This window comes from Pseudomonas sp. LG1D9 (genome assembly GCF_002949995.1).
Taxonomy (GTDB): Bacteria; Pseudomonadota; Gammaproteobacteria; order Pseudomonadales; family Pseudomonadaceae; genus Aquipseudomonas; species Aquipseudomonas proteolytica.
Genome location: NZ_CP026881.1, coordinates 4508337 through 4521130, shown reverse-complemented (window position 1 = coordinate 4521130; position 12794 = coordinate 4508337). Strand labels below are relative to the sequence as shown.

Here is a 12794-nt window from a genome sequence, read left to right as displayed (position 1 = left end):
TTGATTCAGGCGGACTTCATGGACAGCAACAACGACTGGCGCCAGCGGCTCTACGTCATGGTATTCCAGAGCGACACGGCAGCCGGGCGGCGTTTTGACGGCATCCTGTTGCTGATCATCCTCGCAAGCCTGGTGATCGTGATGCTCGACAGCATCGACGAAGTGCACCAGAACTACGCTGATGTGCTGGCCTATATCGAGTGGGGCTTCACGCTGATCTTCGCTATCGAGTACGGCCTGCGCCTGTATTGCTCGCCCAAGCCGTTGCGCTATGCCTTCAGCTTCTACGGGTTGGTGGACTTGCTGGCCATCGTCCCCGGCATCCTTGCCCTGTACTACAGCGACGCCCAGTACCTGCTGATTATCCGCATCATCCGCATGCTGCGGATCTTCCGTGTGCTCAAGCTCAGCCCGTACCTCAAGCAAGCCAACTACCTGATGTCGGCGCTGCGCGGCAGCAAGCAGAAGATCGTGGTGTTCCTGGTCAGTGTCTGCACCCTGGTAACGGTGTTCGGCACCCTGATGTACGTGATTGAAGGCCCGGAGCATGGTTTTACCAGCATCCCCAAGGGTATTTACTGGGCTATCGTGACCCTGACCACCGTGGGCTTTGGCGACATCGTGCCCAAGACCCCGCTGGGCCAGGTGATCTCGTCGCTGGTGATGATCACCGGTTACTCGATCATCGCCGTGCCTACCGGGATTTTTACCGCCGAACTGGCCAACGCCATGCGCGGCGAGCAACTGCAACATGATTGCCCGGTGTGCAAGAAAAACACCCATGAACCCAACGCGGCCTTCTGTTCGCGCTGTGGCAACGGGCTCTATCAGAAAGTGGAATAAGCAAAGTTCTTTTTAATCTTTAAGCGTCTATGCCGCCCCGGCTATAGTCGTGGGCTATAAGCCACTACCTTCTCGAACAACAAGGAATGAGCAGTGAAAAAACTCGTTAGCGCTTCTCTCCTGGCCGCAGGCCTTGCACTGTCTATCGGTGCCCAGGCTGCCTCGACCACCCTGCTCAACGTCTCCTATGACGTGATGCGCGACTTCTACAAGGATTACAACGCCGCGTTCCAGAAGCACTGGCAAGCCGAGCACCCGGACGACAAGTTGACCTTGCAGATGTCCTTCGGCGGTTCCAGCAAACAGGCGCGCTCGGTCATCGACGGCCTGCCGGCTGACGTGATCACCATGAACATGGCCACCGACATCAACGCCCTGGCCGACAACGGCAAACTGGTGCCAGACAACTGGGTCACCCGCCTGCCGAACAACAGTGCGCCGTTCACGTCCGCCACCGTGTTTATCGTGCGCAAGGGCAACCCCAAGGCCCTGAAAGACTGGCCGGATCTGCTCAAGGATAGCGTGCAGGTGATCGTGCCCAACCCCAAGACCTCGGGTAACGGTCGCTATACCTACCTGTCGGCCTGGGGCTATGTGCTGAAGAACGGCGGTGATGAAAACAAGGCCAAGGATTTTGTTGGCAAGCTGTTCAAGCAAGCACCGGTGCTCGATACCGGTGGCCGTGCCGCCACCACGACCTTCATGACCAACCAGATCGGCGACGTGCTGGTGACCTTTGAAAACGAAGCGGAAATGATTGCCCGTGAATTCGGCCGCGATCAATTCGAAGTGGTCTACCCAAGCGTCTCTGCCGAAGCCGAGCCACCGGTGTCGGTGGTCGATAAAGTGGTCGACAAAAAAGGCACCCGAGACGTTGCCAATGACTACCTGAAATACCTGTGGTCGGCAGAAGGCCAGGAAATTGCCGCCAACAACTACCTGCGTCCACGGGACCCGGCAGTACTGGCCAAATACACCGATCGCTTCCCGAAAGTCGACTTCTTGTCGGTGGAGAAGACCTTTGGTGACTGGCGCACCGTGCAAAAGACCCACTTCAATGATGGCGGGGTATTCGACCAGATCTACAGCGGCCAGTAACTGAATGTGAGAGCGGGCTTGTGTGGGAGCGGGCTTGCTCGCGAATGGGGTGTATCAGTCAAAAACTATTTGTCTGACCCACCGCATTCGCGAGCAAGCCCGCTCCCACATTGGCTTGCGCGTAAGGCATCAATGCCAGGCATGACTGAAATCATCAGTAACACTTACTCCCTTCCTTCGCCTACCCTTTACCCTTCACGCCCTCCTTCCCCGCTTTCACGAGAACACCATGATCGCTACCCCGCCCGCGACCGCCCCCCTGACCCGTGGCATGGTGCTGCTGTTTGCGTTCTGCTGCGGCGCCATTGTCGCCAACATCTATTACGCACAACCGATCATTGAACTGATCGCCCCGGATATCGGCCTGACACCCGCCATGGCCAGCCTGATTGTGTCCCTGACCCAGATCGGTTATGCCCTGGGTCTGTTCTTCCTGGTGCCGCTGGGCGACCTGTTGGAAAACCGCCGGCTGATGATCATCACCACCGTGGTTGCCATTGCCAGCCTGCTGGGCGCGGCGTTTACCGAACAACCCAACCTGTTTTTGCTGGTGTCGTTGCTGATCGGCTTCAGCTCGGTGTCGGTGCAGATCCTGATTCCCCTGGCCGCGCACCTGGCGCCGGCCGAATCCCGTGGTCGGGTGGTGGGCAGCATCATGGGCGGCCTGTTGCTGGGCATCCTGCTGGCACGTCCGGTTTCCAGCCTGGTCGCCGACCACTTCGGCTGGCGGGCGATGTTCATGGCGGCGGCAGCGATGATGGCCGCTATCAGCCTGGTGCTATGGCGGACCGTGCCCAAGCGCCAGCCCGACCACAGCGCCAGCTACGGCCAGTTGCTGGGGTCGTTGGGCTCACTGCTGCGTCAGCAACCCTTGCTGCGCCAACGGGCGTTCTACCAGGGCTGTATGTTCGCCGCCTTCAGCCTGTTCTGGACTGCCGTCCCCCTGGAGCTCTCGCGTAATCACGGCCTGAGCCAAAGTGAAATCGCCCTGTTTGCCTTGGTGGGTGCCCTCGGCGCCATTGCCGCGCCGATCAGCGGACGCCTGGCAGATGCCGGCCATACCCATCGCGCTTCGCTGCTGGCTATGTTGCTGGCAACCTTGAGTTTTCTGCCTGCGTTGGTACACCCGGCCTACAGTGTCATCGGCTTGATGGTCACCGGCGTGGTCCTGGATTTCTGCGTGCAAATGAACATGGTCCTCGGCCAGCGCACCATCTACGCCCTCGATGCCCATAGCCGCAGCCGTCTGAATGCGCTGTACATGACCAGTATCTTCATCGGCGGTGCCCTGGGCTCGGCGATTGCCAGCAGTGTGTATGAACACGGCGGCTGGTTTGGGGTGATCCTGGTGGGCAGCGCGTTCCCCCTGGTGGCCCTGTTGCGGTTTATGAGTGTTTCCAGAGGCGCGTCGACAGTCAGCGCCTGACGTTCAAGACCACGCCGCCACGCCCAGGATCCTGTCCCAAGCAACCGCAAGAGCCCCTATAAAAAAACGCAAAAAGGAACAGTATTTTTCAAGGCAAATCGTCAGTTGCTCAAGAAACATCCGATCTACATTCAGCCCAGCACAATCAAGAACGCACCAACTTCTCCAACGCCGCATCCGCCAGGAATGATGAGCGGCTCTTCACCTTGTGCTCGCGTACATACCGGTCAATGCGCTGGATCACATACCCTGGCAAGGTCACATTGACCTTCTCGGTCTTGCCCAGGTAAGGCGAAATATCGAGCTCCAGCATGCCCCAGCCCATCCCGGCGTATTCCTCGTTGCCGTGGTGCGCCGCGACCGAGGTCGGCATGGGAATCGCCCGGCCTTCACTGGCCATCTCTTGCAGCATGATGTGCGCCACTTCCACTGCCGCGTTGTAAGCCTCTTCAAAACTGTCCCCGGCGGTCACCGCACCTGGAATATCGGGGATCTGGATACCGGTGGCGGTAAAGTCATCGCCCCATTCGATACAGATTGGGTATTGCATGAATATTCTCCTTAAAAACCGCTCTAGAACGAAAACAGCCCGGCACGCTGCCTGATACTTCGCACGGTGCCCAAGGGCAGGTCCTTCTTGGGATGGGGCACCGGTATCGTGTACGGGTTATAGCGATGCGTGAAAATATGATGGCTGCCCGTGACCCGATCCAGCACCCAGCCCGCCGCTTGCAGTTCCTTGATCAATAGCCTGCTTTGCACCACAGCCTCCTTGCTCTGGCCCGAATAAAAATAACCCCAGAGTTATCTTTACTCAAGCACAGATTTATCGAGGCAGACTGGCGGTTGTTTTGCCGGATATTGAAAAGCCGCAGGCCTTGGGTTAAAGCACCCGCCCATCCCAGCCCACCGTCACATGCCCCGGCAGCTCAGCGCGATGCTGCAACAGCCAGGCATCCAGCGTGTGCCCGACGTGGGTCAACACCCCAAGCTCGGCGCCGCACGCGTCGATGCAGTGCAGGGCCAATGTCAGGTCATTGTGATTGCGCGGCGCCTGGGGTTGCGGTGGCATGGAGCAGTCGATGACCATCACATCCAGGGGCTCGCGGCGCAACCAGGCAATGGTTGCCGGCGGCAGGCCCGTGGTATCGGTCAGATAGGCCAGGCGCCGCCCCTGCCCTTGCAGCAGGTACCCGAACGTCGGCTTGGAATGCTGGAGGGGCAACGCGGTGACCGCCAGTTCGCCAAACTGCCGGGTTTCGAACTCGGCAAAGGGCTGGCTGAAATCAAGGATACCGGGGTGTTTGTAGAGGTCCGACAGGCCTTCGGGATCGGCCGGGCCATGCACCGCAATGATCAGGCCCTGGCCCCAGCGCAGATGCAGCAGGCCCTGGGCATGATCCGCATGGTAGTGGGTCTGCAGAATGCCGTTGAGGCTGCGTGGCGGGAAGCGCTCGGTCAGATCTGTCAGCCCGCTGTCGATCAACCAGCGCTGGTCGCCGCACTCGATCAGCGCGCTGCACTCGCGGCGGCGCAAGTGTTCATGGCTGCGCGCCAGGGCACAGGCGGCGCATTCGCAGCCATACACCGGGACTTGGCGGGCATCGCCGGTGCCCAGCAGGGTCAGGCGCATGCCGAATGCCCCGGCTCCAGACAATCGAGCAATCGGGCGACGGTGTGCGCCAACGGCCCGGAGTTATCCAGCAGAAATACTCCGGGCGCGGCCTTCAGGCTGTCGCTGAACTGTGCGTTGCGGGCCAGGCGTGCGTCGATTTCTGCCACCGACTCACGGCCCCGCGCCAGCAAGCGTTGGCGCAACACCGCCTGGTCCACCGTCAGCAGCACCACCAACAGCGTCGGATAACGCGCGCGGGTTTGCGCCAGGTGCCCACGGGAGCCATTGACCAGCACATCGTCGCCGGCCGCCAGCCAGTCGTCGATCTGCCGTGGAATGCCATAAGACAAACCATTGGCCTGCCAACTGAGGGCAAAGCCGCCCTCGGCTTGCAATGTCGCGAATTGCGCGGGGCTTACGCCCTGGGCGGCCTCGCCCACCGCTTCCGCCGAACGGGTGATGACCCGCCGCACAATGCGGCAGCCGCGCTCGGCCAATGGCGCACGCGCGGCATCCAACAGGCTGTCCTTGCCCGAACCCGATGGCCCGATGAGATAGATCAACCTGCCCACCATCAAAACACCCTCTTGGCTTGTCGCCAGACTTGTTGGACCACTGGCAGCCCTTCACGGCTGCGAGCTTGCACCAGGTCCGCCCGCAGGCCAATGGCAATTTCACCACGATCATGCAAGCCCGCAGCGCGTGCCGGAGCCTGGCTGATCATCCTGACCGCGCGCGAAAGATCGCCGCCATCCTGCTGATCGGCCAGGACGAACGCCGCCTGTAGCAGGCTGGCGGGGTAATAGTCACTGGAAAGTATATCCAGCAATCCTTCGGCGGCCAGGCCGGCGGCGGCCACATTACCCGAGTGCGACCCGCCACGCACCACGTTCGGTGCGCCCATCAGCACGTTCATCCCAAGTTGCCTGCAACCGCGCGCGGCTTCCAGGGTGGTGGGGAATTCCGCGATGCTCATGCCGTAGCGCGCCGACTCCTCGACATGGGCCAGGGTCGCGTCATCATGGCTGGCCACCGACAGGCCACGCGCCAGGCAATGCTCGACAATCGCGGCACGGTAACGCTCGCTGTAGGCCTTGGAGTTAGCCATTTGCAGCACGATAAACGCGTCCATGGTCTCGTCGTTCAGGTGGTACTTGCCCATGTAGTACTCACGGTACTTGGACTCCAGCACAAACTGGCGCTGGCCCGGTGAGTGGTCCATCACCGACACCAGTTGCACCAACGGGTTTTCTACCAGGTCGCGGAACACGCTCAAGGTATCCGGGTGGCACAGCTCGCAACGCAGGTGCAGGCGGTGTTCGGCGCGGGTCAGACCGGCTTCTTGCGCCGAGGCAATGGCATTGAGCATCGCCGGCAGTTTCTGCATGCGATTGCCCCTGGGATTGACGTCGCCGATGGACACCGCGTCGAACACCGTGGTGATGCCGGCGGCGATGATCTGCGCGTCATGGCTGAGCACCGCCGAAGTCGACGGCCAGTCCACGCCGGGCCGTGGGGTCATGTGCTTTTCCAGGTTGTCGGTGTGCAACTCCACCAGCCCCGGCATCAGGAAATCTCCGCCCAGGTCCTGGGCCTGGGGCAACTGGCTGCGGCCTTCGGCGAGGTCGACGATCATCCCGTCACGCAACACCACGCTGCCGAGAAATACACGATCAGCCGTGACCAACCGGGCATTGCTGAGGATCTGTTCAACGGGCATGGGCGTAGTCCTCTTCGGCTTGATGGGCAGGTGTCATGTCCAAATGACGGTCGGCCACCGCTTCACGGGCGGCGCGGTCATGGAAGATGCCGATCAGTGCGGCACCGCCAGCCTTGGCTTCGTTCATCAGTTCCAGAACAACCTGGCGGTTGCTGTCATCCAGGGAAGCCGTCGGTTCGTCCAGCAACATCACCGGCCAGGCCACCATAAAGCCGCGGGCGATATTGACCCGCTGCTGCTCGCCACCAGAGAACGTACCCGGCGCCAGTTGCCACAGGCGCTGCGGGATATTCAGGCGCGCCAGCAAGTGCTCGGCCCGCGCCTGGGCCTGAGGTTTCGGCCAACCACGGGCCAGTGCCGGCTCCATTACCACATCCAGGCACGCCACCCGTGGGATCACCCGCAAGAACTGGCTGACATAGCCCAGGGTCTGCTGGCGTACCTGGAGAATGTCCCGGGGTTGTGCGCCCACCAGTTCCAGCCATTGCCCGTCGTGGCAGATGCGAATACTGCCGCCCGCAGGCAGGTAGTTGCCGTACAGGGTGCGCAGCAAGGTGCTTTTACCGGCGCCGGACTGGCCGTGGAGTACCAGGCACTCACCGCCCTGCACACTGAAATCCACCCCGCGCAGCACGTTCAGCACCACGCCGTTCTGCTGGTGCAAGGTGAAGGTTTTCGACAGGTCTCGGACCTCAATCAACGTATTCATCATGGCTGCAATACCGAAGACACCAGCAGTTGGGAGTAAGGATGCTGTGGATCGTCGAGGATCTGGTCGGTCAAGCCGGTTTCCACCACCCGTGAACGGCGCATCACCATCAGGCGGTCGGCCAGCAGACGCGCAACGGCCAGGTCGTGAGTGACGATCACCACCGCCAGGTCCAGCTCGCGCACCAGGCCGCGCAACAAGTCGAGCAAGCGCGCCTGCACCGACACGTCGAGGCCGCCAGTGGGTTCATCCATAAACACCAGGCGCGGGCTGGAGACGAGGTTGCGGGCGATTTGCAGGCGCTGCTGCATACCGCCGGAGAAGGTGCGCGGCAAGTCGTCGATACGTTGCGGGTCGATTTCCACCTGGCCCAGCCAATCCAGGCCGGCGCCGCGCAGTTGCTGGTAGTTGCGCACACCCTGGGCCATCAAGCGCTCGCCGATGTTGGCGCCAGCCGAAACGCCCATGCGCAGGCCGTCGCGGGGGTTCTGCTCGACAAAGCCCCATTCGGTGCGCAGCAAAGTGCGGCGTTCGGCTTCGCTGGCGCTGTACAGGTCCAGCCATTCGCCCTCCTTGCTCCGATAACCGATGCTGCCGGCCTGGGGCGGCAAGCGCCCGCTCAACAGCGAGAGCAAGGTGGATTTGCCCGAGCCGGACTCGCCGACAATCCCCAGTACTTCGCCGGGGTACAGATCAAAGCTCACGCCCTGGCAACCCTTCTGCGGGCCGTACAACAGGGACAGGTCACGCACTTGCAATAAAGGCTGGCTCACTGGTTGTTCTCCTTGACCCGTTGGGCGCAATACCAGGTGTCGGAACACACGAAACTCTGGGTGCCGGCGTCATCCAGAATCAGCTCGTCGAGGAATGATTCGTGGCTGCCACAGATCGCACAGCAGTGTTGCCACTTCTGCACTTCGAACGGGTGATCCTCGAAGTCCAGGCTGCTGACCTGGGTGTACGGCGGCACCGCGTACAGGCGCTTTTCGCGACCGGCACCGAACAGCATCAGCGCCGGGCTCATGTCGAGTTTGGGGTTGTCGAATTTGGGGATTGGCGAGGGGTCCATCACATAGCGTTCGTCGACCATCACCGGGTAGGCATAGGCCGTGGCGATATGGCCAAAGGTGGCGATATCTTCGTAGAGCTTTACGTGCATCACCCCGTAGTCATTGAGGGCATGCATGGTGCGGGTCTCGGTTTCCGAGGGCTCGATAAAACGCAGCGGCTCGGGGATCGGCACCTGATAGACCATGATCTGCCCGGCCTGCAACGGCGTTTCGGGGATGCGGTGGCGGGTCTGGATCACCGTCGCCTCGGGGGTGGCCTCGGTAGTGGCGATGCCGGCGGTGCGCGCAAAAAAACGGCGAATGGACACGGCGTTGGTGGTGTCGTCGGCGCCCTGGTCGATGACCTTGAGCACGTCCTCAGCGCCCAGGATTGCCGCGGTCAATTGCATGCCGCCGGTGCCCCAGCCATAGGGCAGCGGCATCTCGCGGCCACCGAATGGCACCTGGTAACCCGGGATTGCCACGGCCTTGAGCAAGGCGCGGCGGATCATGCGTTTGGTCTGTTCGTCGAGGTAGGCGAAGTTGTAGGCCGGATCACGCGCGGGTATCTGGGTAATGTCATTCATGGCGAGAACCCTCAGCCGGTTGGCGCAGTTTGCGGATCAGCTCCAGTTCGGCCTGGAAGTCCACGTAGTGAGGCAATTTGAGGTGCGAGACAAAACCGGCGGCCTCGACGTTGTCGCAGTGGGCCAGCACAAACTCTTCACGTTGGGCCGGCGACACCACCTCTTCGTTGAACTCTTCGGCGCGCAGCGAGCGGTCCACCAGCGCCATGCCCATGGCCTTACGCTCGGCATGCCCGAACGCCAGGCCGTAGCCACGGGTGAACTGCGCCAGCTCAGTGGCCGAGCCGACGAACTGGTTGACCATCTCGCACTCGGTGACTTCGATGCTGCCCAGGCAGATGGGAAAACCCAGTTCCTCGGGATCGATCCACACCTCTACGTCACCGATGCGAATTTCCCCGGCAAAAGGGTGATTGCGCCCATAGCCGCGCTGGGTCGAATAACCCAGCGCCAACAGAAACCCCTCATCGCCACGGGCCAGGGCTTGCAGGCGCTCGGCGCGGCTGGCAGGGAACTCCAGCGGGTCGCGGGTGATATCGGCAACGCGGGCATCGTCGTCGGCTTCGTTCTTGATCAAGCCTTCTTTGGCCAACAACCCCAGTACGCGTGGGCACGCTTCAACCCGTGCTTGGGCGCTGGTTTCCGGGCCTGGATACTCACCTTCGGCCAGCAGCGCAAAATCCAGCAGGCGGTGGGTGTAGTCGAACGTGGGGCCAAGCAATTGGCCGCCGGGCACATCCTTGAAGGTTGCGGACAAACGCCGGCTGAGCTGCATCTGCGCGGTGTCGATCGGCAGGCTGGGGCTGAAGCGCGGCAACGTGGTGCGGTAGGCGCGTAGCAGGAAGATCGCTTCCACCAGGTCCCCCGCCGCTTGCTTGATTGCCAGTGCGGCCAGTTCTTCGTCGTACAGCGAGCCTTCGGTCATCACCCGCGCAACGGCCAGCGGCAGCTGCTGGCGGATCTGCTCCACACTCAGTTCGGGAATCGCGGTATCGCCCCGGCGTTTTTTCGCCAGCAGGCGGTGGGCATTGTCGATGGCCTGTTCGCCACCCTTGACGGCTACGTACATCAGGCACACTCCTCTGCGATGCGGGTGCTGCGGGGTAAACCGAGCAGGTGGTGGCCGGCGCAGAACAGCACGTCCAGGCCTCGGGGGAACGCCTCGCGACGCAGGCGTTCCAGCCAGAACGCCTGGGGCAGCGGCAGGTTGACCTGGCGCCCGGCCTGGATGCCCGGGCCGCTCCAGTTCAGGCCGCGCCCGCTATCGAGGTCACTCAACTGGACCAGCAAGGTGCACGACTGGTCGGGATAACGGTCATTGCCGTGGTCGAAGCCGCTCAGGTCGAGCAAGTCGTGCTCCCCCAACAAGGCGAACACCGCGTCTTCGCGGCGCACGGCCAGCGGGCAGCCACAGTGGAAGGCCAGGTTGGCGCGGATCAGCGGCGTATCGAAGCTCGGCGCCAGCCACAACGGCGTGTCTGCATCCAACAGCCCCAGGCACAAGGCGTAGGTGGCCGGCGCCAGGCCTTCGAGATGCGGGGCCGTGGACAGCGGCTGGATCAAGCCCGGTTCGGCCAAGGCCTTGAGCGCTGCGCGAAAGCTGCGTTGGGCATCCAGGACCGGATCGACAAACGCCGGTTGCAATAATTGAGCATTCATCAGTTTTCTCCTCGCACCAGGGTGAAGAACTCGACCTTGGTGGCGGCGGTATCGGCTTCTTTTTGCGCACGGCGCCGGGCCTGGGCGTTGGCCAGTGCGTCGACCAAATCACTGAGCCACTGGCTCGGCTGCGCGCTTTGCAGATGGGCATCGGCCAGGGCCGCCAGTTCGGCATGCACTTTGTCGCGCCCTGCCAGGTAGCTGTAGCCGGTGCGCCCATCGGCCAGGCGTACCACGCAACGGGTCACGCTCATTTCGCCGACGTTGAACGGTGCGCCATTGCCGCCCATGCGCCCGCGAACCAGGGTCATGCCGATTTCCGGGGCACGGATCAGTTGGTAATCGGCGTCGCGCAGGGCCGCTTCGTGGGGGATCAGTTCACTGCGAAGGGCGCGGGCAAGCACGCCGATCCAGTGTTGACGCGGGGACAGGCTCATCAAACTCTCCATCAGGTCAGCACCTGGTACTGGAAGCGATCCGAACGGCTGGTGGACTGCGCCAGCTCCACCGGGCGGCCATCGCGATCGCGGGAAAGGGTGAATACGGTCAAGGCTGGCAAGTGCCGGGGCATCATCAGCAGCGCAGCTTCATCACGGTTGGGCAGGCGCGCACCGATCAGGCTCTGGGTGCGGGTCAGCGGCAGGTCGCGCTCGCGCAGGTATTGGCGCAGGGAGCCGCCGTTGTAGTCAGCCAGCAGCGGCGCATGGCTGGCGCAGTAGCGATGGCGGATCAGGCTGACCGGCTGCTGGTCAAGTTTGCGCAGGGTTTGCAGCTCGATCATCGGCGCCATCTCGGCGATCCCCAGGTGCTGCGCTTCGTCACGGCTGGCGTAGCAATAACGGCGCTTGAGCAACAGCGCCTGCACCCCGTGGCCCTGGGCCGACAGTGATTGGCTGTAGGCGGTGTCGGCGCCCATCGGGTAGATCAGCGGCCGGTCCAGCACTTGCGTGCCCTTGCCCTGCTGACGCAGCAGGCTGCCTTCGAACACCAACTCATCAATGGCCCGACGCAGCGTGTGGCGGTTGACGCCAAAACGTTCAGCCAATTGCACCTCGCCCGGCAGGAAGTCACCGGCCTGGTAATCGCTGAGTTCGCGACGCAGGATATCGGCGAGCTCGCGATACACCGGCTCATCTTGTCTAGACAACTGCATGCTTTAAAAAAGCGCCCTCAGGCACCCCTCCGAAGTCAGATAAACCGCTTGCGCAGCCGTTGGGACAGCACGTCGATCAGGCTCACGACCACAATGATTACCAGCAGCACCGCACAGGTCTGGACGAACTGGAAGGCGCGGATGTTCTCCCACAGGATCACCCCGATCCCGCCGGCGCCGACCATGCCCACCACCGTTGCCGAGCGCACATTGGCTTCGAAGCGGTAGAGCGCGTAGCTCACCCACAGCGGCATCACTTGCGGGATCACGCCGTAGATCACTTCCTGCAAGGCGCTGGCACCGGTGGCGCGCACCCCTTCCACCGGGCCTGGGTCGATGGCCTCGACCGCTTCGGCAAACAACTTTGCAAGGACCCCGGTGGTGCTGATCCACAAGGCCAGAACGCCGGCAAACGGACCCAGGCCGACCGCCACCACGAACAACATGGCGAACACCATCTCGTTGATCGAGCGGAAGGCGTCCATCACCCGGCGCAACGGCTGGTGAATCCACCATGGGGTGATGTTGTCGGCGCAGAGGATGCCCAGGGGTACCGAGCAGACAATCGCCAGCACCGTGCCCCAGAGGGCGATTTGCACGGTGACGATCATCTCCTTGAGGTAAGAGCGCCATTCGTGGAAGTCCGGCGGGAAGAAGTCGGCAGCGAAGGTCGCCATGTTTCCCGAATCGCGATACAGCGCCAGCGGGTTCATCTCGGCGCCCTTCCAGGCCCAGGCCAACAGCACCAGGAACAGGCCCCAGCCCAGGTATTGCGGCCAGGTGCGCTTGCCAACGGCTTCAGCGTGCAACGTAGTCATGGGTCACTCTCGATAATTGTTGGAACCGGGCTTGTATGGGAGCGGGCTTGCTGGCGAATGCGGTGTGTCATTCAACCCATCCAGCGACTGATGCACCGCTTTCGCGAGCAAGCCCGC

16 protein-coding genes are annotated in these 12794 nt (G+C 62.2%); 3 read left to right on the top strand and 13 right to left on the bottom strand.

Going from position 1 to position 12794, the window contains the following annotated elements:
- Positions 1 to 18: 18 nt before the first annotated feature.
- The 3 genes from C5F71_RS21130 (at position 19) to C5F71_RS21120 (ending at position 3367) form a co-directional block, all read left to right on the top strand.
- The gene (locus tag C5F71_RS21130; protein WP_029292622.1) at positions 19 to 843 is read left to right on the top strand and encodes an ion transporter; all 825 of its coding nucleotides are present in this window, start codon (positions 19 to 21) and stop codon (positions 841 to 843) included.
- A gap of 93 nt (positions 844 to 936) precedes the next feature.
- On the top strand, positions 937 to 1941 hold the full coding sequence (locus C5F71_RS21125) for a sulfate ABC transporter substrate-binding protein (RefSeq protein ID WP_104911867.1): 1005 nt from the start codon (positions 937 to 939) through the stop codon (positions 1939 to 1941).
- A gap of 229 nt (positions 1942 to 2170) precedes the next feature.
- Complete coding sequence (locus C5F71_RS21120; RefSeq protein WP_169874588.1) at positions 2171 to 3367, top strand: MFS transporter; 1197 nt, start codon at positions 2171 to 2173, stop codon at positions 3365 to 3367.
- A 145-nt stretch (positions 3368 to 3512) separates the two neighbouring features.
- Here C5F71_RS21120 and C5F71_RS21115 read toward each other — a convergent pair whose 3' ends face one another.
- From C5F71_RS21115 to phnE, 13 genes are all read right to left on the bottom strand, one after another.
- Positions 3513 to 3917 carry a type II toxin-antitoxin system HicB family antitoxin gene (locus C5F71_RS21115; protein WP_029292614.1) on the bottom strand — a complete coding sequence of 135 codons (405 nt, stop codon included), beginning with the start codon at positions 3915 to 3917 and terminating at the stop codon, positions 3513 to 3515.
- Between the two features lie 23 nt (positions 3918 to 3940).
- Entirely contained in the window at positions 3941 to 4129 is a 189-nt protein-coding gene (locus C5F71_RS21110) for a type II toxin-antitoxin system HicA family toxin (protein WP_029292612.1), read from the bottom strand.
- Between the two features lie 121 nt (positions 4130 to 4250).
- A complete protein-coding gene (phnP, locus tag C5F71_RS21105; protein WP_092234623.1) occupies positions 4251 to 5000 on the bottom strand; it encodes a phosphonate metabolism protein PhnP in 750 nt (249 codons plus the stop codon).
- Complete coding sequence (gene phnN, locus C5F71_RS21100; protein ID WP_104911866.1) at positions 4991 to 5557, bottom strand: phosphonate metabolism protein/1,5-bisphosphokinase (PRPP-forming) PhnN; 567 nt, start codon at positions 5555 to 5557, stop codon at positions 4991 to 4993. The genes phnP and phnN overlap by 10 nt, the downstream gene beginning before the upstream one ends.
- Positions 5557 to 6702, bottom strand: a complete 1146-nt coding sequence (locus C5F71_RS21095; protein WP_104911865.1) for an alpha-D-ribose 1-methylphosphonate 5-triphosphate diphosphatase — start codon at positions 6700 to 6702, stop codon at positions 5557 to 5559. The genes phnN and C5F71_RS21095 overlap by 1 nt, the downstream gene beginning before the upstream one ends.
- On the bottom strand, positions 6692 to 7411 hold the full coding sequence (phnL, locus tag C5F71_RS21090) for a phosphonate C-P lyase system protein PhnL (RefSeq protein WP_104911864.1): 720 nt from the start codon (positions 7409 to 7411) through the stop codon (positions 6692 to 6694). The genes C5F71_RS21095 and phnL overlap by 11 nt, the downstream gene beginning before the upstream one ends.
- Positions 7411 to 8220 (bottom strand): phosphonate C-P lyase system protein PhnK, encoded by an 810-nt coding sequence (gene phnK / locus C5F71_RS21085; RefSeq protein WP_166647843.1) that lies wholly within the window; start codon positions 8218 to 8220, stop codon positions 7411 to 7413. The genes phnL and phnK overlap by 1 nt, the downstream gene beginning before the upstream one ends.
- A complete protein-coding gene (locus C5F71_RS21080; RefSeq protein ID WP_104911862.1) occupies positions 8181 to 9047 on the bottom strand; it encodes an alpha-D-ribose 1-methylphosphonate 5-phosphate C-P-lyase PhnJ in 867 nt (288 codons plus the stop codon). The genes phnK and C5F71_RS21080 overlap by 40 nt, the downstream gene beginning before the upstream one ends.
- Positions 9040 to 10116, bottom strand: coding sequence for a carbon-phosphorus lyase complex subunit PhnI (locus C5F71_RS21075; protein ID WP_104911861.1), 1077 nt, complete (start codon positions 10114 to 10116; stop codon positions 9040 to 9042). Before C5F71_RS21075 ends, C5F71_RS21080 begins: the two co-directional genes overlap by 8 nt.
- A complete protein-coding gene (gene phnH, locus C5F71_RS21070; protein WP_104911860.1) occupies positions 10116 to 10706 on the bottom strand; it encodes a phosphonate C-P lyase system protein PhnH in 591 nt (196 codons plus the stop codon). The genes C5F71_RS21075 and phnH overlap by 1 nt, the downstream gene beginning before the upstream one ends.
- Complete coding sequence (gene phnG / locus C5F71_RS21065) at positions 10706 to 11143, bottom strand: phosphonate C-P lyase system protein PhnG (protein WP_104911859.1); 438 nt, start codon at positions 11141 to 11143, stop codon at positions 10706 to 10708. The genes phnH and phnG overlap by 1 nt, the downstream gene beginning before the upstream one ends.
- Before the next feature lie 11 nt (positions 11144 to 11154).
- Positions 11155 to 11859 (bottom strand): phosphonate metabolism transcriptional regulator PhnF, encoded by a 705-nt coding sequence (gene phnF, locus C5F71_RS21060; RefSeq protein WP_166647836.1) that lies wholly within the window; start codon positions 11857 to 11859, stop codon positions 11155 to 11157.
- A gap of 35 nt (positions 11860 to 11894) precedes the next feature.
- Positions 11895 to 12677 (bottom strand): phosphonate ABC transporter, permease protein PhnE, encoded by a 783-nt coding sequence (phnE, locus tag C5F71_RS21055; RefSeq protein ID WP_032859104.1) that lies wholly within the window; start codon positions 12675 to 12677, stop codon positions 11895 to 11897.
- Positions 12678 to 12794 lie beyond the last annotated feature (117 nt).

Bases quoted from the DNA above. Each gene is read 5' to 3' on its own strand.
- phnN (WP_104911866.1), bottom strand. From the start codon at position 5,557: ATGGTGGGCAGGTTGATCTATCTCATCGGGCCATCGGGTTCGGGCAAG.
- phnF (WP_166647836.1), bottom strand. From the start codon at position 11,859: ATGCAGTTGTCTAGACAAGATGAGCCGGTGTATCGCGAGCTCGCCGAT.
- phnH (WP_104911860.1), bottom strand. From the start codon at position 10,706: ATGAATGCTCAATTATTGCAACCGGCGTTTGTCGATCCGGTCCTGGAT.
- phnE (WP_032859104.1), bottom strand. From the start codon at position 12,677: ATGACTACGTTGCACGCTGAAGCCGTTGGCAAGCGCACCTGGCCGCAA.
- phnG (WP_104911859.1), bottom strand. From the start codon at position 11,143: ATGAGCCTGTCCCCGCGTCAACACTGGATCGGCGTGCTTGCCCGCGCC.
- phnP (WP_092234623.1), bottom strand. From the start codon at position 5,000: ATGCGCCTGACCCTGCTGGGCACCGGCGATGCCCGCCAAGTCCCGGTG.
- C5F71_RS21095 (WP_104911865.1), bottom strand. From the start codon at position 6,702: ATGCCCGTTGAACAGATCCTCAGCAATGCCCGGTTGGTCACGGCTGAT.
- C5F71_RS21080 (WP_104911862.1), bottom strand. From the start codon at position 9,047: ATGAATGACATTACCCAGATACCCGCGCGTGATCCGGCCTACAACTTC.
- C5F71_RS21120 (WP_169874588.1), top strand. From the start codon at position 2,171: ATGATCGCTACCCCGCCCGCGACCGCCCCCCTGACCCGTGGCATGGTG.
- C5F71_RS21075 (WP_104911861.1), bottom strand. From the start codon at position 10,116: ATGTACGTAGCCGTCAAGGGTGGCGAACAGGCCATCGACAATGCCCAC.
- C5F71_RS21115 (WP_029292614.1), bottom strand. From the start codon at position 3,917: ATGCAATACCCAATCTGTATCGAATGGGGCGATGACTTTACCGCCACC.
- C5F71_RS21130 (WP_029292622.1), top strand. From the start codon at position 19: ATGGACAGCAACAACGACTGGCGCCAGCGGCTCTACGTCATGGTATTC.
- phnL (WP_104911864.1), bottom strand. From the start codon at position 7,411: ATGAATACGTTGATTGAGGTCCGAGACCTGTCGAAAACCTTCACCTTG.